Source organism: Vibrio sp. 2132-1 (assembly GCF_033344315.1).
Map to the genome: position 1 here is coordinate 169,421 of NZ_JAWPON010000011.1, position 22,003 is coordinate 191,423.

Sequence of the window (22,003 nt, forward strand, 5' to 3'; positions counted from 1 at the left end):
ATTGGAAGTTCTACATCTTTAAGTTACTTGAGTATAATACCGCCATAGAGTGAAAATCACAGACCACACTCAGCCAAAGAGTGTTTCGAGAGTTTAATTTGTTAAGTTACCGCCACAGCTTCCACGCTGGCAACCATGCCGACGTGGTCAAACACATCGTTCAAAGCCTCATTCTTGATGCGCTGAAACAAAAAGATAAGCCATTCGTTTATCACGATACCCACTCGGGTGTGGGCCGTTACGATCTGACTCACGAATGGTCTGAAAAAACGGGCGAATACAAACAAGGCATCGCACGTATTTGGGATAACCCAAGCATTCCTGAAGACATCAAAAGCTACATCGATGCCATTAAAGTGCTCAACAATGGCGAGAAGCTGCGTTACTACCCAGGCTCACCACGTGTGGCGCGCGCGCAAATCCGCCCACAAGATCGTATGGTGCTGACCGAGTTGCACCCGGCCGATCACCCATTGTTAGAGCAAGAATTCCATCGTGATCGCCAAGTGAGCATCTTCAAAGAAGACGGATTCCAACGCCTCAAAGCAAGCTTACCGCCACAAGAGCGTCGTGGTTTGGTGCTGATTGACCCACCATACGAACTCGCGAAAGAGTACCGCGATGTGGTGCGAGCGATTCATCAGAGCCATAAACGTTGGGCAACCGGTATCTACGCGATTTGGTACCCAGTGGTAAACCGCCACGACATCGAAGATATGATCGAAGGCTTGGAAGCACTGGGCATTCGTAAAATTCTGCAAATCGAGTTAGGTGTTGCACCAGATACCAACGAGCGCGGCATGACGGCATCCGGCATGATTGTGATTAACCCGCCATGGAAACTGGAAAGCCAGATGAAAGAGATTCTGCCATTCCTGCAAGACGCGATCGCACCAGCAACTGGCCACTGGAAAGTGGACTGGATTGTGCCAGAGTAAGCACTTCAGTACTGCTATCTTCAAGCGCAACGATATTCTCGTTGCGCTTTTTTATGCTCTCACCTTCTCCCTCCAATCGTGCTTATTCTTCTTTTTGTGCCTCTCATCGCTATTTGTCATAAGTATTGTCGCTTTTTCCCATTTAGGAATTAGTCGAATTCGATTTATGATAGTGGGATAACGGTGGCATTGAGTTCGGGCAAGGTCATCCCAATCTATCTATGTACCAGATAAAATTTATAAGCTCTTGGAGAAAGTAATGGCGACTCATTTTGACTATATCTGTATCGGTGGCGGCAGTGGCGGCATCGCATCTGCAAACCGTGCGGCGATGTACGGCGCGAAAGTTGCGCTAATCGAAGCTCAAGACCTTGGCGGTACCTGTGTAAACGTAGGTTGTGTACCGAAAAAAGTGATGTGGCATGGCGCGCAAATCGCAGAAGCAATGAACCTGTACGCAGAAGATTACGGTTTTGATGTCGACGTGAAAGGTTTCGACTGGAGCAAACTGGTTGAGAGCCGTCAGGCATACATCGGTCGTATTCACCAATCTTACGATCGCGTTCTTGGCAACAACAAAGTAAACGTGATTAAAGGCTTTGCTAAGTTTGTTGACGAAAAAACTGTCGAAGTAAACGGTGAACACTACACAGCAGATCACATCCTGATCGCGGTTGGTGGTCGTCCTACTATTCCAAACATTCCAGGCGCTGAATACGGCATCGATTCAAACGGCTTCTTCGACCTAGCAGAGCAACCAAAACGCGTTGCGGTTGTGGGTGCTGGCTACATCGCAGTTGAAATTGCTGGCGTACTGCACGCGCTAGGTACAGAAACGCACCTGTTCGTACGTAAAGAGTCACCACTGCGTAGCTTCGATCCAATGATCATCGATACGTTGGTTGAAGTGATGGACGCAGAAGGTCCAAAACTGCACACCCACTCTGTACCAAAAGAAGTGGTAAAAGAAGCCGATGGCAGCCTAACTCTGCACCTAGAAAACGGTGAAAGCCAAAACGTTGACCAACTGATTTGGGCAATCGGTCGTCACCCTGCGACAGACGCAATCAACCTAGCGTCAACCGGTGTGGCAACGAACGAAAAAGGCTACATCAAGGTAGACGAATACCAAGAAACCAACGTGAAAGGCATCTACTGTGTGGGTGACATCATGGAAGGCGGTATCGAGCTAACGCCAGTCGCAGTGAAAGCGGGTCGTCAACTTTCTGAGCGTTTGTTCAACAACAAACCAAACGCGAAGATGGACTACGATTTGGTACCAACTGTGGTATTTAGCCACCCACCAATCGGCACTATCGGTCTAACGACGCAAGAAGCGGAAGAGAAGTACGGCAAAGACAATATCAAAGTCTACACGTCTGGCTTTACGGCGATGTACACCGCCGTTACTAAGCACCGTCAACCATGTAAGATGAAGCTTGTATGTGCGGGCGAAGAAGAAACGGTTGTTGGTCTGCACGGCATCGGTTTCACGGTAGATGAAATGATCCAAGGCTTCGGCGTAGCAATGAAGATGGGCGCAACCAAAGCAGACTTCGACTCTGTTGTGGCTATCCACCCAACGGGCTCTGAAGAGTTCGTAACGATGCGTTAATTACGCGCTAATCGCATTGCTGATTTCAGCGAATCATTTGAAAAGGTCATCTTAGGATGACCTTTTTTTGTTATCCCATGCTTAACTCGCATTCTCTAATAATGTGCGAATAAACTCGGCTTTAATAGCACTCTCCTGCTTACCATCATGAATCAGACACAAGTCTGCACACAGTGACTCTTTCAGCTTGATAAAACGAATCCCATGCCAATGATGCTGAGAAAACGTCGACGGAACCAACGTCACGGTATTGCTGTTTGCTACATATGCCATCAAGGTGCTTGGCTCCACCACTTGTTTGCCAATATGGGGTGAAAAGCCTTCTTGCAGACAGGCATTGATGATGAAGTTTGCCGAGGCAGAATTCGCCAAACTCATAAACGCAAACTCACACGCCTTTAAATCTTGGAGCCGCAGCAAAGATTTGCTGGCTAACTCATGTTGCTCCGACACCGCCACCACAAACACATCTTTGCCCAAAGATACCGACTGATACGGATAAATGTTGAGTGCATCAGCAAAACGCACAATGCCCACATCGATTTTCTTCTCGCTCAGATGCTTCTTTTGCGTCTCTGGGTTAAGGTCAAAAATGTCGGCGTGATAAGTGTCATGCTCAGCATGGAAACGCTGTAACAGACGATCAAATCCACCCCAAAATGCGCTACTTACCACACCAACTCGCAGGATATTTCTCTGGTTCAACCCCACTTGCTGCACTTGATTGAGCGAGACATCCAAGGTCTGAAAAATCAGTTGGCATTTGGACTCCAACAATCGCCCGGCCTCCGTCAGCATGACATTTCTTGAATCGCGCTCAAACAGTTTGACGTTAAGCACCTCTTCCAACTCTTTGATGCGATTGCTCAACGGCGAATTGGTGATATTGAGATTCTCAGCCGCCTTAGTGAAATGCTTGGTTTGTGCGACCTCGTAAAAGTAACGCAGCATCTTCAGCGTCACGCGCTCAAATGGTTCTGACTTCATGCATTGAGTCCTAGCGAATTTCATCATCCTCTTTTTAAGGATGATAGTAGCGAATAAAGCAAAGATAACCAGCGCAGAAAGTCACACAATGGAATCAACACACAACCAGAAGGTGACTAACATGAATCACGATCCAGTAATCGGCGCGCTACAAACCATTCGCGAACGCAAACCAAACTTCCAACCTAAAGCGGCGTTTATTTTAGGCTCTGGCTTAGGCGTATTGGCAGACGAACTACAAGACAAAGTGGTCATTCCATACGAAGAGCTCGAAGGCTTTCCGGTTAGTACCGTGCAAGGCCACTCTGGTGAGTTGGTGCTTGGTACCATGGGCGGCGTAGACGTAGTGTGCATGAAAGGTCGCGGTCACTACTACGAACACGGCTCAATGAAGGTCATGACCACGCCCGTGCGCACCTTTAAAAAGCTGGGCTGTGAGTTTCTGCTCGTCACCAACGCGGCAGGCTCACTTCGCCCTGAACGCATCGACGTCGGTTCTCTGGTGGTATTTCATGACCACATCAATACCATGCCTGAATCGCCAATGATCGGTCCGAATGATGAAGAGTACGGACCGAGGTTCTTCAGCCTCGCCAATGCGTACGACAAAGACCTGCGCGCAGAAGCGTTTGAAGTCGGCAAAGCCAATGGCATTCACCTCAATGAAGGCGTGTTTGTCTCTTACACAGGCCCCAACTTTGAGACCGCAGCCGAAATCCGCATGATGCAAATCATCGGTGGTGATGTCGTGGGCATGTCGGTCGTGCCAGAAGTGATTTCTGCGGCGCATTGCGGCTTACCCGTATTGGCAGTGTGTGCGATCACCAACATGGCAGAAGGCTTGGGAGATGTAGAATTGTCTCACGCTCAAACATTGAAGTGCGCGAAGCTAGCCGAAGCAGATTTCATTCGCTTCATTAAGCGCTTTATGAAGCATCACTTCTAAAGCCGTTTCATTCCAGAAAGCAAAAGGGTCATCAAGTAACTTGATGACCCTTTTTTGTGTCACGTTTTCTAACGTTCGGGGGTATTTCGGAGCCGTTTGTGCGTTTTACTTAACTGCACGAACCAATTCAGCAATGCCTTCCCAATCACCGTTGTCCATCATTGCGGTTGGTACCATCCACGTGCCGCCACAAGCCACAACCGATTTCAGCGCTAGGTAATCTTCCACGTTGGATGGGCTTACGCCACCTGTTGGCATGAATTCCACTGGGTAAACCGCCGTGAGTGCTTTCAACATGTTTACGCCGCCTGATGGCTCAGCAGGGAAGAACTTCAACGTACGCAGACCCATTTCCATCGCTTGCTCAACCAAGCTTGGGTTGTTTACGCCCGGTACGATAGTCACGCCACGTTGCTGACAGTATTTCACTGTGGTTGGGTTGAAGCCTGGGCTAACGATAAAGTCCACACCCGCTTCGATTGCGATATCCACTTGTTCTGTGGTCAGAACGGTGCCCGCGCCAATCAACAATTCTGGGTACGCTTCACGCATGATGCGAATCGACTCCGCCGCCGCTTCAGTGCGGAATGTCACTTCCGCACATGGTAAACCGTTTTCTACCAACACTTTTGCCAGTGGCAGAGCGTGTGCTACGTCGTTGATTGCGATAACTGGGACGATTTTGATATCTCTTAATCGTTGTTCAAGTGTTGTCATGGGGAACCTCTAAAGAATAAAGCTTAATGTTGCGACGATAATAAACGCGATACCGCCAAGTAACGTTTCCATTACCGTCCAAGTTTTTAATGTGGTTTTCTCATCCATCTCAAGCAGACGAGATACCAACCAGAAACCAGAGTCATTGAAGTGAGACAGTACCGTTGCACCACCCGCAATCGCGATTACGATAAAGCAAAGGTCTAGTTCACTCAAACCTGTTGATACAGCCACAACTGGCGCGATAAGAGCCGCCGTAGTGGTTAGCGCTACGGTTGCCGAGCCTTGAGCAACACGCAGACAGGTTGAAATCACAAACGCCGCCACAATCACAGGCATACCTGTGTCTGTAAGAACGTCAGCCAGTGCATCACCGATACCACTTGAACGCAGTACGCCGCCAAACATGCCACCTGCACCCGTTACTAGGATAACACCACAGATAGGAGCCAATGACTCACCACATAATTTTTCTAGTTTTGCCATGCCGTAGTCTTTGGCAAACACAGCCAGACAGACAATCAAAGTGATCAGCAACGCAACTGGGGTTTTACCTAGCATGCGTAGGAACTCAACCAGTGCCGTTTTGCCATCAATCACACCCGCAACCGCCAGTGTGTTCAATACCGTATCCAAACAGATTAGCAGGACTGGCAGCACAAGGATGGTCATAACCGTGCCAAATTTTGGTGCGTTGCGCTCATCCACCATCGCTTCGCCATTAAAGAAGGCTTTAGATAGTGGGATATCAAATTTTTTGCCCGCGTACAAACCAAATAGGTAAGCGCCAAGGTACCAAGTTGGAATAGCAACCAGAATACCCACCACCAATAGCAGACCGATGTTTGCGCCAAGGAATTCTGCCGCTGCAACCGGACCTGGGTGTGGTGGAACAAACGCGTGCATAACCGCAAAAGCACCGGCTGCTGGCAACGCGTATTTAATTGGTGAGCCACCAAAACGAGCCGCCACACTTAGGATGATTGGCATCATCACTACAAGGCCTGCATCGAAGAAGATTGGGAAGCCAAACAGTAATGAAGCGACGCCCAAAGCAAATGGTGCGCGCTCTTTACCAAAGCGACCAATCAAAGTGTCTGCCAGCACTTTCGCACCGCCAGTCACTTCAAGAATTTTACCGATCATCGCACCAAGACCAACCAGCAATGCCACGGAAGCCAGAGTACCGCCGAACCCACCCATCATGGTCGATACGACTTTCTCTGAAGGAACGCCAGTGGCGATTGCCGTACCTAAACTCACCATAGTAAGGGAAGCAAAAGCATGGACTTTCAGTTTAATGATCAGAACGAGTAACGCTGCAATGGCAAGGCCTGCAATCGTCAGTAGGAACGTAGGATCTGGGGTTAGGGTTAATTGCTCCATAGGTTCACCTTTAAGAATTATTGTTTGTGTTATGGTTCACATTTATTTCAGTTACCGGTAACATGTTACCGATAACATGAATAAGATAAACCCATATTTTAAAGTGAATTCAAAAATTGAGATCACGCGCAAATTTGGTTATGAGGATAAGTTATGGCTGGTAGTAGTGTCATCGTTATGGGCGTTTGTGCTAGTGGTAAAAGCACAATTGGTGAGCATCTAGCGAAAAAGCTAGGGCGTAAATTCATTGATGGTGATGATCTTCATCCACGAGCGAACATTCAGAAAATGGCATCGGGCCAGCCTCTGAACGATGATGATCGCAAGCCATGGCTAGAACGCATTCGTGATGCGGCGTACAGCCTAGAAAGCAAAAACGAACACGGCATCATTGTCTGTTCAGCACTGAAAAAGATTTACCGCGATCAGATCCGCGAAGGTAACAACAACGTGACCTTCTTGTTCCTTGATGGCGATATGGAGTTGATCCTTAATCGCATGCGTATGCGCAAAGGCCACTTCATGAAAGAAAACATGGTGAAGAGCCAATTCGAGACACTAGAGCGCCCAGACAACGAGCCTCAAACTCTGATCGTCAGTATCGACGGAGACATCAGCGACGTGGTGGAACGCTCTGCCGCTGAGCTAATCAAAATGCAAGCGATCGAGGTGGCGTAATGACTCACTCTGTTGTTCTTGAGGTCACACAACGCTTGACCGAGCGCAGCCGTGAAGCGCGCGCTGCCTTTCTTACTCGCACCGAAGTCCAAGCCGAAGCAGGTAAAGGCCGCGTTGGTTTATCTTGTGGTAACTTAGCCCATGCAGTCGCCGCTTCTTGCTCTTCTGAAAAGAAAAATATTCTCGATTTTACTCATGCCAATGTCGCGCTGATAAGCGCCTACAACGACATGTTGAGCGCCCACCAGCCGTACCAAGACTACCCAGCACAAATCAAAAAAGTGCTGGCGGACTACGGCCATACAGCGCAAGTCGCAGGTTGTGTGCCAGCGATGTGCGATGGGGTGACTCAAGGTCAAGCCGGCATGGATATGTCGCTGTTTTCGCGTGACTTAATTGCGCAATCAACGGCGTTGTCTTTGAGCCACAATGTCTTTGATGCCACATTACTGCTTGGCATCTGTGACAAAATCGCCCCGGGGCAACTGATGGGCGCGCTGTCTTACGCGCACCTACCAACTGCGTTTGTACCAGCGGGTCTGATGGCTACGGGCATCAGCAACGAAGAGAAAGTCGACGTGCGCCAAAAATACGCAGCGGGTGAAGTCGGCAAAGACGCTCTGCTGGATATGGAGTGTCGCGCTTACCACTCTGCGGGTACGTGTACGTTTTACGGCACCGCCAACACCAACCAGTTGGTGTTCGAAGCCATGGGCTTGATGCTGCCAGGTTCGGCATTCATTCATCCCCATACCCAACTGCGTAAAGCGTTAACCGATCACGCGGCTCTGAAAATCGCCTCAATGACGGCGGGTTCTGCACACTTCCGTCCGCTGGCCGAGGTGGTCACAGAAAAGAGCTTGGTCAACGGCATCATCGCTCTACTTGCATCTGGCGGCAGCACCAATCACACCATTCATATGATCGCCGTGGCGCGTGCTGCTGGCATCTTGCTCACGTGGCAAGACATCAGCGATCTGTCGGATGTGGTTCCTTTGTTAGCTCGCGTTTACCCGAACGGCCCAGCCGATATGAACGCGTTCCAAGACGCGGGGGGCGTGCCTGCGTTATTGCACCGCTTGAACCAATCCGAGCTTTTGCATCGCGATGTGAAACCCGTGTTTGGTGAATTTGAAGACCAAATGACGCTACCGAGCCTTATCGATGGCCAACTGACTTGGACACCGTGCCAAGGCAGCCAAGACGGTGACGTGATCGCCAAACCGGACGCCACTTTCCAAAACACTGGCGGCACTCGCGTACTGACTGGCAACTTGGGTAAAGCCGTGGTGAAAGTGTCTGCGGTGAAAGAAGAGCAACGCGTGATTGTTGCACCTGCGATCGTATTCCAATGCCAACATGAAGTGGAAGCTGCGTACAAACGTGGTGAGCTGAACAAAGATTGCATCGTTGTGGTCACACACAACGGCCCAGCGGCAAACGGCATGCCTGAACTGCACAAGCTGATGCCAATTTTAGGTAACGTGCAAAAAGCGGGCTTTAAAGTGGCGCTGGTTACTGACGGTCGCTTATCTGGCGCGTCAGGTAAAATTCCGTCTGCGATTCATGTTTCTCCAGAAGCCATTCGTGGCGGCGCGATTGGTTTGGTGCGCAACGGCGATTTGATTCGTCTGGATTGCCAAACGGGCGAACTGAACAACTTAAGCGATACCACTGGTCGCGAGTTGATTCATTTCGATACCGAATCGACCCAACAAACATGGGGACGAGGCTTGTTTAGCGTGATCCGCCAAAACGTATCGAGTGCAGAAGAAGGCGCAAGCTTTATTGTTTAAGGCGAGAAGAAAGACCTCGTCGTTCCGACGAGCCCAAGCGAGATCAGGAATTTAATATCAGCGTGCTGTGAAGCCAGAGAAAACCCCTCTACCACAGCACTTTTTGTTGGTAGATTCTGAATCACACTCGTCCCTCGCAGTTCAGAATGACAAGCTTTAGGATTGGCCTCTGTTCTTTCTAAAAACGAATGAATCCGTCGCTCCGAAGAGCCCAAGCAAGATCAGGAATTTAATATCAACGTGCTGTGAAGCCAGAGAAAACCCCCTTTGCCGAAACACTTTTGTGTTGGTAGATTCTGAATCACACTCGTCCCTCGCTGTTCAGAATGACGAGCTTTGGGATTGGCCTCGGTTCTTTCTAAAAAACGAATGAATCCGTCATTCCGACGAGCCTAGGCGAGATCAGGAATCTAATAGCAAAATGCTGTGAAGTCAGAGAAAACTCCTCTGCCACAGCACTTTTTGTTGGTAGATTCTGAATCACACTCGTCCCTCGCAGTTCAGAATGACGAGCTTTAGGATTGGCCTCGGTTCTTTCTAAAAAACGAATGAATCCGTCATTCCGACGAGCCTCAGCAGGATCAGGAATCTAATATCGACATGCTATGACGTCAGAGAAAACTCCTCTGCCACAGCACTTTTTGTTGGTAGATTCTGAATCACGACCGTCCCTCGCAGTTCAGAATGGCAAGCTTTAGGATTGGCCTCGGTTCTTTTTAAACGAATGAATCCGTCATTCCGACGAGCCTAGGCGAGATCAGGAATCTACTATCAACGTGTTGTGAAGCTAGAGAAAACTCCTCTGCCACTGCACTTTTTGTTGGTAGATTCTGACTCTTGCTCGTCCTTCGCTGTTCAGAATGACGAGTTTTGAGATTGGCCTCGGTTCTTTTTAAAAATGAATGAGTCCGTCATTCCGACGAGCCTAGGCGAGATCAGGAATTTAATATCAGCGTGCTGTGAAGCCAGAGAAAACCCCTCTACCACAGCACTTTTTGTTGGTAGATTCTGAATCACACTCGTCCCTCGCTGTTCAGAATGACGAGCTTTAGGATTGGTCACTGCTCTTTCTAAAAAAATGAATCCGTCATTCCGACGAGCCTAGGCGAGATCAGGAATCTAATATCAAGGTGCTGTGAAGCCAGAGAAAACCCCTCTTCCACAGCACTTTTTGTTGGTAGATTCTGAATCACGCTCGTCTCTTGCTGCTCAGAATGACGATATCTAGCATTCAGTAAATTACATCAAGCGGTCTTCATCACCACGACGGCAGCAATCACCACAAAGATACCAAACCAGCCGATTGGTTTGAGTTTCTGCTTAAACAGCAAGGCTCCACCTACTGCGGTACCCAAGATACCGATCGCACCCCAAGAGGCATAAGCAATGGCTAAGTCGATCTCTTTCACCGCTTGTGCCAACAGCGTGAATGCTGTCAGTACCAACACAATCGCCGCAATGCCCCAGCCTTTATATTTAAAACCTTTTGAGCGTGTCAGCGCCATATTGGCCATGATATCGACCAAGGCAGCCATCACGACAAATCCAAATGACATCGTAAAAAATTGACTCATGATTCGCACCTTGTACTAGTAGAAAATGAACGTTCTTTTGCCGGTTTATCGGCATTTTTCTTGGCGTTAGGTTGACCATGTGATTCCCCTAAGGTCACACACACAATGCCAACAACGGCTAACATCAAACCAAACAACTCTTGATGGTTTAAGTTGGCATCAAAGGCGATGATCGACACCACGGTGATCAACGAGATACCCAACCCTTCCCAAACAGCGTATGCCACGCCGATAGAAATCTTTTTCGCAGCAATCGAGAGGAAGTAGTACGACACCGCAATCAATACGTACATCACGATGTAGCCCAACCATCCATGACCTTGTCCGATAAAAGACATGGTGCTGGTGCCTGCTACTTCGGCAACGATGGCGAGCAATAAAAATAGACGTGCAACTAGCATGATGAATCCTCCATCAGAAATTAAAAAACTGCATAACGGAGAATGGTGAATGTCACGCATCTGTATCGACATTCAAAAAGTTAAAAAGATAAAAATGAGCCACTTCTCCTGACTATTTGAGCTAAGGTTAGCGCTGAGCAGGAAAAAGAGACAGGTAATTGAGATATTCATTTTTGAATATCTATAGGATCGAGTTGTCTATGTAATCACACATTTTCTTCATAGTTATCTTATGCAGAGAATCTCGGTGACGCGAGACAATAACCCGTCATCACTGTGCGAAAATTAATGGCGTCTTCAGGGTTTGGCGTACCACTTTATGTAAGTGTCGGTGCAAAGGATGGTTGCGATTGGTTTGTAAGAAACCGCCAGAGACGACAAACTGGCTAAACTCACGGTTGACCAAAGGCATCGCGTAAGAGTCCAGCTCCGGCATCAATACTGCTGAGCTTTGACTGGCATACATAATCGCGTCGGTTTCTTGCAGCATTTGGCAAGCCACGCGCAAATTATAGGATTTCAATAACACCACAGGCTCATAGCCCATGCGGCGATACTCAGACTCCACGGTACAAAGAGGTTTATACGAAGCGGGCGCAGGCAGAGACACCAGAGGCAGTTTGGACACAGTGTCCCAATCATTACTGACTTTCGATAACGTCGGGTGGTTTTTACGTGCCAAAATCACCCGTTTTTCAACAAACAACGGACGCATATAAATGTCTTTCGACAGCTCGGTCTCTTGGTCAAGAATGCAGTAATCGTGCTCGCCCTCTAGCATTTCATCGTGCGAGTAACTGTTCCAACTGGAAAAGGCAAAGTGCGCTTTGGGAAAGGCTCGATGACAGCCAGTTAGCAATCGCTGCCCTTGCTCATCCATCAAATAAGGGTCGGTCACAATCGCGATCTGCCCTTGGTATTGCAGTGGGTCGAACACTTCAAACTCTTGCACCACTTTTTCCAGTGGTGCAATCATGTTGTCGAACTCGGCGGCGAGACGTATCGCCATCGGTGACGGCTCAACCCCATGCGCTTTACGCACAAACAGCGGGTCATCAAACACTTGTTTGAGCTTCATCACGCCGCGACTGGCGCTCGGTTGAGAAATGCCCAGCTGCATTGCGGCCAGCTTGATGCTGCGGTTTTCCACCACTGCCTTTAATAAACGCATTAAGTTGAGATCCAATGCATCCAGCTGATGTGCCATACCCTAACCTGCCAATACCATTGATGAGCGAATACAGAGAGCGGTTAACTGCGAGTTAAACACTCTCTCCTGAGGTAATTTGATACCCCATATCAACCACTTTTTCTTCTTGCGCTTCACCTTTCAGACGCGCGATCAAAAGTTCTGCGCTCTTTTCACCGATTTTGAAACGCGGCGTATCGACGCTAGTCAGTTTCGGGCTGATGGTTTGACCAATATCCAGCGCGTTATAGCCCACAACCGCCAGCTGCTGCGGAACTTGAATGCCACGTTGTTGCGCGCTCAGCATGGTCCCTATCGCGATGTCGTCGTTGGTACAGAATACGCCATCAAGCGTTGGGTGAGTTTCTAGCGCGCGTTCAAGCAAATCATGCGCTAAAGAAAAGCTAGAGTGATCACCCGTTAATACGTGCTTAGGCTCTAGCCCTGCTTCCGTCATCGCGCGATCATAACCTTGCATACGCAGCTTGGTTCGCGTATCCAAACGCGCCCCAAAATAAACGATTGTACGCTTACCTGAATCTAGCATCTGCTTAACCGCCGTGTACGAGGCATCTTCATGATCTAGCCCAACCGCCATATCAATCGGCTTTGGTGGTAGTTCCATGGTTTCCACTACAGGGATCCCTGCATTTTTTATCATTTGCAATGTACGCGGCGTGTGATGGCTTTCAGTTAGAATAAGTCCATCGACCTGATAAGAGAGTAATGACGCGATCTTGCGTTCTTCTTCAAGCTCATCGTAGCTAAAATGCGCTAAAAGCGTCTCATAGCCATTGGCTTTGGTCACCATCTCGATGCCCTGAACAAAGGAAGCAAAAATTTGGTTGGACAATGAGGGCAGTAAAATACCAATGGCTTTACTGGACGACTTTGACAACATAGCGGGGGCGCGGTTTTCGATGTATCCCATCTCTTCAATCGCAGTCGCAATCTTGGCCCGAGTCTTTTCTGCCACCGATTCAGGGTTACGCATATAACGTGAAACCGTCATCTTCGTGACGCCAACTTGGTCTGCGACATCCTGCAATGTCGTGCGAGTTTTCTTATTCTGTTGAGCCATAAATATGTGATTTATCAGTAATGTTACAAGTAACATTATGACGAATAGACTCTCTGTCGACAAGCTCAGTGAAAATAATTCGCAAAATGATATGAATATCAGTGGTAGAGTGTGTTAGCAAACGCATCACAAAGAAACGCCACTCAAATAGCGATAATATTTGAGACCGCAATATTTGAGTCGTTATTTCACGCACACTACGTTCAATAATGAGGTTCCGGTGAGCTGGTTTGGCTCACGATCTGCGAACAAACCTTTCTTACCTTTGCCCCAATACGGCAGTTGCAGTGGCCATTGATTTTTTTCCATCACACCAGACGCCCTCAACACTTTGAATTCTGCAGGGCTGGCTAAGCTCATACCCAGTTGCTGACATACTTTTTGCGAGTTTTCGTAGTTGAGACGATTCCACGGCTTGCCGTATTCCATGTAAAACTGATTGTGGTGATCGAGTAAATATGGCACCACGTACGTTTTGCCTTGTAAGGAGGTTCTCAACTGAACTTCAATGTCATCATTCCCGGTCACCACTGGCTTCGCTTTGGTCTTAGCAACAGGCTTGGAAGAAGAATTATCACGTGTATTTTTTGCCTTGGTCTTTGACTTCTCTGCCGGCGCTGTAAAGGCGTCGGTATCAGCTCGCACGGCAGGAACTGGCGCGGATTTCGGGGTCACCGTCGGTGTTGGCTTAACCGAAGATGCGGCTGATTTCGACGGCACAGCGGGTTTAGATGGTGTCGTAGACTGTTTATTCTCTTTTCCAACCACGCGGATGAAAGCCTCTTTGTAATTCGACAAGGTTTTGACTCCTCGCAAATCCCCCCTCGCGTCAGACAGATCTTTGTAAGGCCCAATCAAACAGCGATAACCTTTGGACTCCGGCTTCATCCACACGTCGGTCGTAATCTTGCTGTAAAGCGGCTTTGCTTTCGCGAGTGACATTGGCTTTGGTAGTAATCCGCATTGAATCCAGTAGAGGTAGTTGCCTCCTTGCGGCACTTTCTTTCCCCATACTCCGTTACCAATTGGGCACGTTTTCTCAAGCATCGGCAGTTCTTTCTCGCTGGCTTGAGTAGCTTGGCAAAGGAACTCCTCTGCCGATACTGGGCTAGAAAACTGGGCGCATACCAGCAGCAAGCCGAAAGCTAGGCTTGCTCGGAAGATACGAGATGGGTGTTGTGCCTTCTTCATTTCCATACACTTCACTCTAAATTAGTGGGTAAGGTCATTATGGCGGCAAAGCGCCAAAAAAATGTGAACAAAGAATAACTAGCAAAAAAAGAGCCGGAATTTGCATCCGGCTCTCAGTTTAGGAAGGAATTAAGCGAATTTACAACGCTTGGCGGGAAAATTCTTAACCTTTGTACAGTTTCGGGTTGAATACATCTCGTAACCAGTCACCCAATAAGTTGATAACCAGAACCAGTGTAACCAACACGATGCCTGGGAATGCAGTAATCCACCACGCACCTGAGAAGATGTAGTTAAAGCCGATGCTGATCAGCGCACCTAGTGACGGCTGATCAACAGGAAGACCCAAACCTAGGAATGACAGTGCCGCTTCCGACATGATCGCATTCGCTACCTGTACCGTCGAGATAACCAAGATTGGTGATAGACAGTTTGGCAGGATGTGACGGAACATGATGCGTGGCGCTTTAAAGCCCATCACTCGTGCCGCTTCTACGTATTCCTTCTTCTTCTCAGCCAGTACTGAAGCACGAATGGTACGTGCGTATTGCGGCCATTCAGCCACACCGATGATCACCACCAGCATCACCACCGCATATTGGCTGTAAAAATCGCTGCCAAAGCTGGCTTTGAAAATGGCCGATACGATGATCGCCACCATCATGGTTGAGAACGATAGTTGAACATCCGCAAAGCGCATCAAGAAGCTATCGATACGACCACCGAAGTAACCCGCCGACAAACCAATGATGATACCCAGAATCAACTGAAGACCGACGGCTAAAAAGCCGATCGTCAAAGACAGACGAGAACCATAAAGAATGGTCGATAAAATATCACGGCCTTGCTCATCAGTACCAAGAACAAAACGCTCATCGCCCTCTTCCATCCAAGACGGTGGTAGCTCTGAATCCATGATGTCGATAGACGTCAGATCATACGGGTCAGTCGGAGCTAGAATTGGCGCAGCTAATGCCAACACTAAGAACATCATAAAGACCGTAAAACTTGCCATCGCCACTTTGTCGCGCTTGAAGTAATACAAAAAGTCCGACTCTTTAAAACGCTGCCATGCAGATGGAGCGGCTTCAGGAGCTGGTGTTACATTTGATTGGCTCATGATTAAGCTCCTTTTCCAGTTAAGTTCACAGTTGGGTTGATAATTCCGTACAGCAAATCAACGATGGTATTGGTTACCACGAAAATCAGACCAACAAAGATAACGTAAGCTGTGATCAACGGTGTATCTACACGGTTGATTGCCTCTAGGAAAAGAAAGCCTGTACCCGGCCACTGGAATACGGTTTCGGTTAGGATGGTGTAAGCCACCATGGTACCAATCTGCACGCCACCTACCGTCAGTACTGGCAGCATGGTGTTCTTAAGTGCATGTTGGTAGTAAATCTTTTGTAAGTTCAAACCTTTTGCTTTGGCAAACTTAATGTATTCCGAGCTCAGTACTTCCAGCATTTCTGAACGTACCAGACGGATGAACAACGGCAGCATGATAGACGCTAGCGCAATACACGGCAGGATAAGGTGCTTAATACCATCGATGGTAAAGAAGCCAGATTCCCAACCGAGCACGTTAGCGGTTTCACCTCGCCCGTAGGAAGGCAGCCAGCCGAGTTCGATGGAGAAGACGTACATCAGCATGATTGCGGTTAGGAACACCGGAATCGAGATGCCGACACTACTCATCGCCATAACAAATTTGGTAAAGACACTCTTCGGGTGAATCGCGGAATACACCCCGAGTGGTATAGAGAAAACGATAATGATGAGCGTCGCGCCAAACACGAGCTCTAATGTTGCCACCAGCTTATCGAGGATCACCTCAACCGCAGGTCGCTTGAAAAAGTATGATGTACCCAAATCACCTTGCAGTGCATTACCCACAAAGCGCGTGTACTTTGTGATAAAGGGATCGTTCAGGCCCAATTCGTCACGTAGCGCTTGGCGCTCCGACTCCGAAACCGACTGACCTACAAGCTCACGCAGCGGATCACCCAGGTTGTCCTGAATGGCAAACGCCACCAAACTGATCACAAACATCACTATCAGTGCCTGAAACAGGCGCTTGACCAGAAACGAAAACATTCCTTGCCCCTTAACTATCCATAGATCTCTAAACTTAGAGAGAAAATTCAGTCTGTAAAACTGGCTCAATCCGACTGAAATAAACCGAGCCAAGTGTCGAAAACAGAGAAGGACTGGCGCCCCTCTCTGTCATGACTAAGTATGATTACTCGACAACTAGGTCGCCAAAGTAAGGCATTACCATTGGGTTCACGATGTCTGCGGCTTTCACGTTAGACTTCGCACCCCACGCTTCACTTTGCCAGTGTAGCGGTACGAATGCAGCATCGTTGTATAGCGTCGCTTCGACACCTTTCAGCATTGCTGCACGTTTCGCAGGGTCCGTCTCTACGTTTGCAGCTTCAACCACTTTGTCCATTTCTGGGTTTGAGTAGTGACCACAGTTGTACTGACCACGACCGGTTTCTTCGTTACGAGTCATAGTTAGGAACTCGTTGAAGTTTGCCGAGTCCTCTGTATCCGAGTGCCAACCGATCATCAGCATGTCTGCCGCACACTTATCAAACTCAGGCCAGTATTGCGCTTTTGGCATAGTTTTCAGATCAACCTTGATGCCAATCTTAGACAACATTGCCGCCGCCGCTTGCGCTACTTTCGCATCGTTTACGTAGCGGTTGTTTGGCGCAATCATAGTTAGCGTCAGGCCGTCTTCGTAACCCGCTTCTTTCATCAGTTGTTTTGCTTTCTTCAGATCGTAGCGAGGTACTAGCTTGTCATCGTGACCAACGTAGCCAGTTGGACTCTGCTGACCAGCTGCAGTAGCGAAGCCTTTCATGATTTTCTTAACGATGCCTTCGTTGTTGATTGCGTGAACAATCGCTTGGCGAACGCGAACATCTTTCAGTGCTTCGTTGCTGTTTTGGTTTAGTTGGAACGTGATGATACGAGTACCTGGTAGCGTGACTAGATCGATGCCGTCTGCGTCTTTCACACGTTTGTGATCGTTTGGTGCTACCGGGTGAATCATGTCAACGCCGCCAGAAAGTAGCGCAGCTACACGAGTCGCGTCTTCTTTGATTGGTACAAGCGTTAGCTTATCAACGTTACCTTTCGACTCTTTGTCCCAGTAATCTTTAAAGCGTTCAAATTCCACTTTTACGCCCTGCTCACGTGATGTCACGATGAATGGACCCGTGCCAGAAACGTTAGTCGATGCGAATGAGTTACCGTGCTTCACTAGTTCAGACTTGTCTTTGCCGTCCGCTGTTTTACCCGTGTAGAACTTGCTGTCCATAGGGAAAATGTACGTTGCAGTTTGCAGCACAAGTGGGTAAGGACCTTTGGTTACAAGATCGAACGTGTTGTCGTCCACTTTGACGATTTTCTCGTACGGGTCGAAAATGTTTTTAAAATCAGGAGAACTTTGTAGACGCTCAAACGTCCATACAACGTCGTCAGCCGTTAGGGTATTACCAGAGTGGAATTTCACACCTTCACGCAATTTAAAACGAACGGTAGTGTCGTTAATGCGCTCCCAGCTCTCTGCTAGACGAGGTTCGAAATCCATTTTTTGAGTAAAGCGAACTAACGGATCAAATACCATGTGTGACATTTGCAGTGTGCCACCTGATAGCTGCTCATGTGGGTCAAGCGATACTGGGTCAGCTGCGTAGCCAACTTTGATATCTGCTGCCAGTGCATTAAAGCTTAGGCCCGCCGCCATTAGCGCCACTGCTAATTTGCTTTTCATGGTTTTCATTTGCATAACTCCTTCATGCGGGGATACGGATCCCTTGTTGTTGTGTTTGCGTCTTTGTTATGACTAAAGGTTAGCCAAGCGAGGTGCTTGGTTTATGCCGTCTCGATCTCTTCTCGCAAGCCTGTAAATTCAGGCATCAGAGAAATCAATTTTTTGCTGTATTCGTGTTGGGGGGCCGTAAATAACTGTTCTGTTGGTGCCACTTCTAAAAGTGTACCCATTTGCATCACACCTACTCGGTCACACATCTGGCGAATAACAGGTAAATCGTGGCTGATAAACAACATAGTCAAGTTCAGCTCACTTTGCAGATCTTTCAGCAAGTTTAGAATTTGTGCCTGTACCGATACGTCCAGTGCCGATGTCGGTTCATCACAAATCAAAAGTCGAGGACGAGTCGCCAACGCACGCGCAATAGAAATACGCTGACGCTGACCACCGGAGAATTCATGAGGGTACTTAAGCCCAGCCATGCGACCCAAACCAACATGATCGAGAAGGTCATTCACGATTTGGCGAGTTTCCGACTCGTTTTTCGTCAGTTTATGAAAACGGATTGGCTCAGCAATAATATCGAATACCTTCATACGAGGGTTCATTGAGGTATACGGGTTTTGGAACACCATCTGCATTTGACGACGCATTGGGCGGCGTTCTTTCTCAGAGGTTAAAGCTGTCAGGTCAATACCCTCAAACTTCACCTGACCAGAGTTAGGTTGGTATAAACCAGCAATAACTCGCGCAATGGTTGATTTACCAGAGCCAGACTCACCCACCAAACCAAAGGTTTCGCCTTCATGCACTTCAAAGCTCACATTATTGGATGCCTGCACGTATTCGCGACGGCTTTCAAATAAAGAGTCTTTGGTGACAAAGCGCAGATTAACGTTCTTCACGTCCAAAAGCGGGCCTGTGTACTCGCGCTCATCCTGGCTTTGTCCTAGCCAGTGATTCTTGATGTCGAGTGGCTCCATTTCTGCCGCTTCTTCGATGTAGCTGACCAAAGGGAAGCGATCGAGCTTTCTGTCTGAACGTGGAACGGCTGAAATTAGGCTGCGAGTATAGGAGTGATCAGGATCGCCCAACACTTTGGCTGTTGGTCCAAACTCCACCAAGTCACCACGATACATTACCGCGACGCGGTCAGTGACGTTGGAGACCACACCCATATCGTGAGTAACCAGCATACAGCCGACATTATTCTTGATACACAATTCTCGGATCAAGTTGAGGATTTGGTCTTGGATTGATACGTCCAGTGCCGTTGTTGGCTCATCGGCGATGATCAGATCTGGCTCACCAGCCAAAGCAATCGCAATGACGACACGCTGACGCATACCACCAGAGAATTGGTGTGGGTATTGTTTCAAGCGGTTTTCTGGCTGCGGGATGCCAACTTGCTGCATCAGAGAAAGTGCACGCTGATACGCCTCTTCATCAGAGACTTTCATGTTGGCGTGGATCGTCTCTTTCAGCTGCTGCTCAACCGTAAAAAGTGGGTTAAGTGAGGTCATTGGATCTTGGAAAATAAAACCAATCTTCGATCCGCGAACCTTACGCATCGCTTCTGGTGATAAACCAGAAATTTTTTCTCCATCCAAGAAAACATCGCCGCTAGCAACGCGACCTGGAGGGCTAAGCAAATCAATAACGGCGTTACCAACGGTGGATTTACCCGCACCTGATTCGCCAACAACACCCACGATTTCACCACGTTCAATATGAAAAGAAAGTGACTTCACGGCAGCGTGAACGCCGTGTCGGGATGGGTATTCAATACGAAGGTTTTTCACTTCTAATAGTGACATTTCAGACCTCTACTGCCTTGTCTGTGGTATCGAATCGCGCCAAAGGCACCATTCATCACCTGAATGAATCCGTTCAAATTCAGAATAATACTCTGAAATCTTAATGCGGAAACAATTTGGCAAAAATCACACAAAAAAGCAACAATTAAAGTATATTCCGCCGAGAAAACATTAAATAAACGCACAATGAGCGAATAAAAATGCATTAACAAGTATTTAACCATTTTCATATCACACTATTTTTGTGCGCCATGCACCAATAAAACTAGAAAAATGCTCTAAAAATAAGCATGAGCCAACCAGAACCATTAACCATATTATTCATATGTGATTATTAACATTTAACAAACAATATCGTATGCGAAAAGCAATTTTTCAACATAAAAAACTATTAATAAAATAGTCGGCAAATATAAAAAGCCAAACTTAGAAAGAGAAAGGATAGGCTAAAACGTGAACACAACAGCAAAACCACACAAATCCTCTGTCGACGACGATTATGCGCCGCTTAAGCGGTTTGTTGACTAAACAAAAGAAAGTGCGGTTACCATCACTCTCCCATTGTAGGTGAAACACGTCGATTTTAACCCTTTACGGCACAATTGAGAGTGGGATAATAGATAATCAATGTTAGAGCCAAGCTGTAAATGAAAGGAGCCCCTGTGCTTAAAGCGATTTTTTTTGATATGGACGAGACTTTATGTGCGACGTCACAAGCCGATAAAGTTGCAGGACAAAAGTTTACGACTTGGATTCATAAGACCTACCCGCAAGTTACCGAACCACAAGCTTTCTTACAGCGCTACTTACAGGGTGTGTACAAGAAGCTGAATGCGGAATTCCCTCACCTTGTGGCTCTGCTACCTGATGAAAACGCGTTCCGTTGTGGCCTGATCCAAAATATATTGGCGGAGCACGGAGTCAGCATTAATGCCGAAGAGGCTCAACAAGCTCAAGACTACTTTGACTCTGCACGTATGGGCGCGTTCACTTTCTTCCCTGGTGTAAAAGAAATGCTCAGCGACCTTCGTCAGCATTATAAACTCGTCGTGATCACTAACGGCCCGATTTTTTCTCAACACCCTAAACTCAGCGCGACACAGATGAGCGACTGGGTGGACCATATTATTGTGGGGGGAGAAGAGCCTGAAGAGAAGCCCGCTGCGAGCATTTTCCAAAAAGCGCTCGACTTGGTCGAAGTAAAACCAGAAGAAGCCCTACACATTGGCGACTCTTTACCAGCAGATATAGCAGGCGCTAACAATATGGGCATTTTGAGTGTGTGGGTAAATGCGACAGGCGCAAGTAACTCAACAAATATAACGCCAAATTTTGAAATCCAAGAAACGGTAGAGCTGAGAGAAATCCTTAAAACACTCGCCCAATAAAAGTAGTGGATTAGAAAACACAAAACCCCAGACGTCGTTCTGGGGTTTATTTTGTCAGCTCGAAAAGCATTTGGATCATAGGTGGTCAAAAGCCCCTAGAGCTGTACACTTTTGGTGAAATTGAAATCGAATGCAGATTCTTTCTAAGAGGATAGATGCAAAAAAGCCCCAGTCTTTCGACTGGGGCTCTAAATAGCGGTCGGTGAAGAGCCGAATTCTAACTTCAGGCGAACCCCTTGGGTTCAAATCCATTGATACGTTGCCGACTAATACAGTCCAAGCGAGATCATAAACTCTAAAACGACGAAAGCCTGCTAAAAAGCAGGCTTTCTAATAGTGGTCGGTGAAGAGGGATTCGAACCCCCGACCCTCTGGTCCCAAACCAGATGCGCTACCAAACTGCGCTATTCACCGAGCATATATTCTTTAAATAAAGAATGGGGTGGCTAACGAGACTTGAACTCGCGACAACCGGAATCACAATCCGGGGCTCTACCAACTGAGCTATA

18 protein-coding genes and 1 tRNA gene are annotated in these 22,003 nt (G+C 47.8%); 6 read left to right on the plus strand and 13 right to left on the minus strand.

The window, feature by feature from the left end; translation table 11 throughout:
• The first annotated feature begins 98 nt into the window (after positions 1 to 98).
• Both R8N47_RS14380 and gorA read left to right on the plus strand, forming a co-directional pair.
• On the plus strand, positions 99 to 938 hold the full coding sequence (locus R8N47_RS14380) for a 23S rRNA (adenine(2030)-N(6))-methyltransferase RlmJ (RefSeq protein WP_005379158.1): 840 nt from the start codon (positions 99 to 101) through the stop codon (positions 936 to 938).
• 259 nt (positions 939 to 1,197) lie between these two features.
• The gene (gene gorA / locus R8N47_RS14385) at positions 1,198 to 2,553 is read left to right on the plus strand and encodes a glutathione-disulfide reductase (protein ID WP_005379157.1); all 1,356 of its coding nucleotides are present in this window, start codon (positions 1,198 to 1,200) and stop codon (positions 2,551 to 2,553) included.
• Positions 2,554 to 2,634: 81 nt separating this feature from the next.
• Here gorA and R8N47_RS14390 read toward each other — a convergent pair whose 3' ends face one another.
• On the minus strand, positions 2,635 to 3,540 hold the full coding sequence (locus R8N47_RS14390; protein ID WP_017635035.1) for a LysR family transcriptional regulator: 906 nt from the start codon (positions 3,538 to 3,540) through the stop codon (positions 2,635 to 2,637).
• Positions 3,541 to 3,661: 121 nt separating this feature from the next.
• Between R8N47_RS14390 and xapA the strand changes: the two genes are divergently transcribed.
• Positions 3,662 to 4,486 (plus strand): xanthosine phosphorylase, encoded by an 825-nt coding sequence (xapA, locus tag R8N47_RS14395; RefSeq protein WP_005379149.1) that lies wholly within the window; start codon positions 3,662 to 3,664, stop codon positions 4,484 to 4,486.
• A 105-nt stretch (positions 4,487 to 4,591) separates the two neighbouring features.
• Here the strand turns inward: xapA and R8N47_RS14400 are convergent, their stop codons facing one another.
• Together R8N47_RS14400 and R8N47_RS14405 are read right to left on the minus strand one after the other, a co-directional pair.
• On the minus strand, positions 4,592 to 5,203 hold the full coding sequence (locus R8N47_RS14400) for a bifunctional 4-hydroxy-2-oxoglutarate aldolase/2-dehydro-3-deoxy-phosphogluconate aldolase (protein ID WP_025624148.1): 612 nt from the start codon (positions 5,201 to 5,203) through the stop codon (positions 4,592 to 4,594).
• Positions 5,204 to 5,212: 9 nt separating this feature from the next.
• Positions 5,213 to 6,589 (minus strand): GntP family permease, encoded by a 1,377-nt coding sequence (locus tag R8N47_RS14405; RefSeq protein ID WP_064353508.1) that lies wholly within the window; start codon positions 6,587 to 6,589, stop codon positions 5,213 to 5,215.
• A gap of 153 nt (positions 6,590 to 6,742) precedes the next feature.
• On the opposite strand from R8N47_RS14405, the gene R8N47_RS14410 reads away from it, so the two are divergent.
• Both R8N47_RS14410 and edd read left to right on the plus strand, forming a co-directional pair.
• Complete coding sequence (locus R8N47_RS14410) at positions 6,743 to 7,267, plus strand: gluconokinase (protein ID WP_053349770.1); 525 nt, start codon at positions 6,743 to 6,745, stop codon at positions 7,265 to 7,267.
• On the plus strand, positions 7,267 to 9,063 hold the full coding sequence (gene edd, locus R8N47_RS14415; RefSeq protein WP_064353507.1) for a phosphogluconate dehydratase: 1,797 nt from the start codon (positions 7,267 to 7,269) through the stop codon (positions 9,061 to 9,063). The genes R8N47_RS14410 and edd overlap by 1 nt, the downstream gene beginning before the upstream one ends.
• Positions 9,064 to 10,307: 1,244 nt before the next feature.
• Here edd and R8N47_RS14420 read toward each other — a convergent pair.
• The 9 genes from R8N47_RS14420 to R8N47_RS14460 all read right to left on the minus strand — a co-directional run bounded on the left by R8N47_RS14420 (position 10,308) and on the right by R8N47_RS14460 (position 20,106).
• A complete protein-coding gene (locus R8N47_RS14420) occupies positions 10,308 to 10,637 on the minus strand; it encodes an SMR family transporter (protein WP_005478614.1) in 330 nt (109 codons plus the stop codon).
• Positions 10,634 to 11,038: an SMR family transporter gene (locus R8N47_RS14425; protein ID WP_318070296.1), complete on the minus strand. Its 405-nt coding sequence runs from the start codon at positions 11,036 to 11,038 to the stop codon at positions 10,634 to 10,636. Before R8N47_RS14425 ends, R8N47_RS14420 begins: the two co-directional genes overlap by 4 nt.
• Positions 11,039 to 11,309: 271 nt before the next feature.
• Positions 11,310 to 12,245 carry a LysR family transcriptional regulator gene (locus R8N47_RS14430; RefSeq protein ID WP_048624586.1) on the minus strand — a complete coding sequence of 312 codons (936 nt, stop codon included), beginning with the start codon at positions 12,243 to 12,245 and terminating at the stop codon, positions 11,310 to 11,312.
• A 55-nt stretch (positions 12,246 to 12,300) separates the two neighbouring features.
• Entirely contained in the window at positions 12,301 to 13,308 is a 1,008-nt protein-coding gene (locus tag R8N47_RS14435) for a LacI family DNA-binding transcriptional regulator (protein WP_005394370.1), read from the minus strand.
• A 183-nt stretch (positions 13,309 to 13,491) separates the two neighbouring features.
• A complete protein-coding gene (locus R8N47_RS14440; protein WP_318070295.1) occupies positions 13,492 to 14,505 on the minus strand; it encodes an SPOR domain-containing protein in 1,014 nt (337 codons plus the stop codon).
• Positions 14,506 to 14,662: 157 nt separating this feature from the next.
• Complete coding sequence (locus tag R8N47_RS14445; RefSeq protein WP_005394358.1) at positions 14,663 to 15,619, minus strand: ABC transporter permease; 957 nt, start codon at positions 15,617 to 15,619, stop codon at positions 14,663 to 14,665.
• Between the two features lie 2 nt (positions 15,620 to 15,621).
• Positions 15,622 to 16,599 carry an ABC transporter permease gene (locus tag R8N47_RS14450; protein WP_031780394.1) on the minus strand — a complete coding sequence of 326 codons (978 nt, stop codon included), beginning with the start codon at positions 16,597 to 16,599 and terminating at the stop codon, positions 15,622 to 15,624.
• A 145-nt stretch (positions 16,600 to 16,744) separates the two neighbouring features.
• A complete protein-coding gene (locus R8N47_RS14455; protein WP_046874194.1) occupies positions 16,745 to 18,298 on the minus strand; it encodes an ABC transporter substrate-binding protein in 1,554 nt (517 codons plus the stop codon).
• Positions 18,299 to 18,390: 92 nt separating this feature from the next.
• Positions 18,391 to 20,106 carry a dipeptide ABC transporter ATP-binding protein gene (locus tag R8N47_RS14460; RefSeq protein WP_005379108.1) on the minus strand — a complete coding sequence of 572 codons (1,716 nt, stop codon included), beginning with the start codon at positions 20,104 to 20,106 and terminating at the stop codon, positions 18,391 to 18,393.
• Between the two features lie 662 nt (positions 20,107 to 20,768).
• Here R8N47_RS14460 and R8N47_RS14465 point away from each other — a divergent pair.
• Positions 20,769 to 21,494, plus strand: coding sequence for an HAD family hydrolase (locus R8N47_RS14465; RefSeq protein WP_109168650.1), 726 nt, complete (start codon positions 20,769 to 20,771; stop codon positions 21,492 to 21,494).
• 337 nt (positions 21,495 to 21,831) lie between these two features.
• Here R8N47_RS14465 and R8N47_RS14470 read toward each other — a convergent pair.
• A tRNA-Pro gene (locus R8N47_RS14470) sits at positions 21,832 to 21,908 on the minus strand.
• Positions 21,909 to 22,003: the final 95 nt, after the last annotated feature.

Excerpts from the sequence above, each read along its gene's own strand:
- R8N47_RS14420 (WP_005478614.1), bottom strand. The coding sequence starts at position 10,637 with ATGAGTCAATTTTTTACGATGTCATTTGGATTTGTCGTGATGGCTGCC.
- R8N47_RS14435 (WP_005394370.1), bottom strand. The coding sequence starts at position 13,308 with ATGGCTCAACAGAATAAGAAAACTCGCACGACATTGCAGGATGTCGCA.
- R8N47_RS14390 (WP_017635035.1), bottom strand. The coding sequence starts at position 3,540 with ATGAAGTCAGAACCATTTGAGCGCGTGACGCTGAAGATGCTGCGTTAC.
- xapA (WP_005379149.1), top strand. The coding sequence starts at position 3,662 with ATGAATCACGATCCAGTAATCGGCGCGCTACAAACCATTCGCGAACGC.
- R8N47_RS14455 (WP_046874194.1), bottom strand. The coding sequence starts at position 18,298 with ATGAAAACCATGAAAAGCAAATTAGCAGTGGCGCTAATGGCGGCGGGC.
- gorA (WP_005379157.1), top strand. The coding sequence starts at position 1,198 with ATGGCGACTCATTTTGACTATATCTGTATCGGTGGCGGCAGTGGCGGC.
- R8N47_RS14450 (WP_031780394.1), bottom strand. The coding sequence starts at position 16,599 with ATGTTTTCGTTTCTGGTCAAGCGCCTGTTTCAGGCACTGATAGTGATG.
- R8N47_RS14445 (WP_005394358.1), bottom strand. The coding sequence starts at position 15,619 with ATGAGCCAATCAAATGTAACACCAGCTCCTGAAGCCGCTCCATCTGCA.
- R8N47_RS14400 (WP_025624148.1), bottom strand. The coding sequence starts at position 5,203 with ATGACAACACTTGAACAACGATTAAGAGATATCAAAATCGTCCCAGTT.
- R8N47_RS14460 (WP_005379108.1), bottom strand. The coding sequence starts at position 20,106 with ATGTCACTATTAGAAGTGAAAAACCTTCGTATTGAATACCCATCCCGA.
- edd (WP_064353507.1), top strand. The coding sequence starts at position 7,267 with ATGACTCACTCTGTTGTTCTTGAGGTCACACAACGCTTGACCGAGCGC.
- R8N47_RS14425 (WP_318070296.1), bottom strand. The coding sequence starts at position 11,038 with ATGCTAGTTGCACGTCTATTTTTATTGCTCGCCATCGTTGCCGAAGTA.
- R8N47_RS14405 (WP_064353508.1), bottom strand. The coding sequence starts at position 6,589 with ATGGAGCAATTAACCCTAACCCCAGATCCTACGTTCCTACTGACGATT.
- R8N47_RS14440 (WP_318070295.1), bottom strand. The coding sequence starts at position 14,505 with ATGGAAATGAAGAAGGCACAACACCCATCTCGTATCTTCCGAGCAAGC.
- R8N47_RS14410 (WP_053349770.1), top strand. The coding sequence starts at position 6,743 with ATGGCTGGTAGTAGTGTCATCGTTATGGGCGTTTGTGCTAGTGGTAAA.
- R8N47_RS14430 (WP_048624586.1), bottom strand. The coding sequence starts at position 12,245 with ATGGCACATCAGCTGGATGCATTGGATCTCAACTTAATGCGTTTATTA.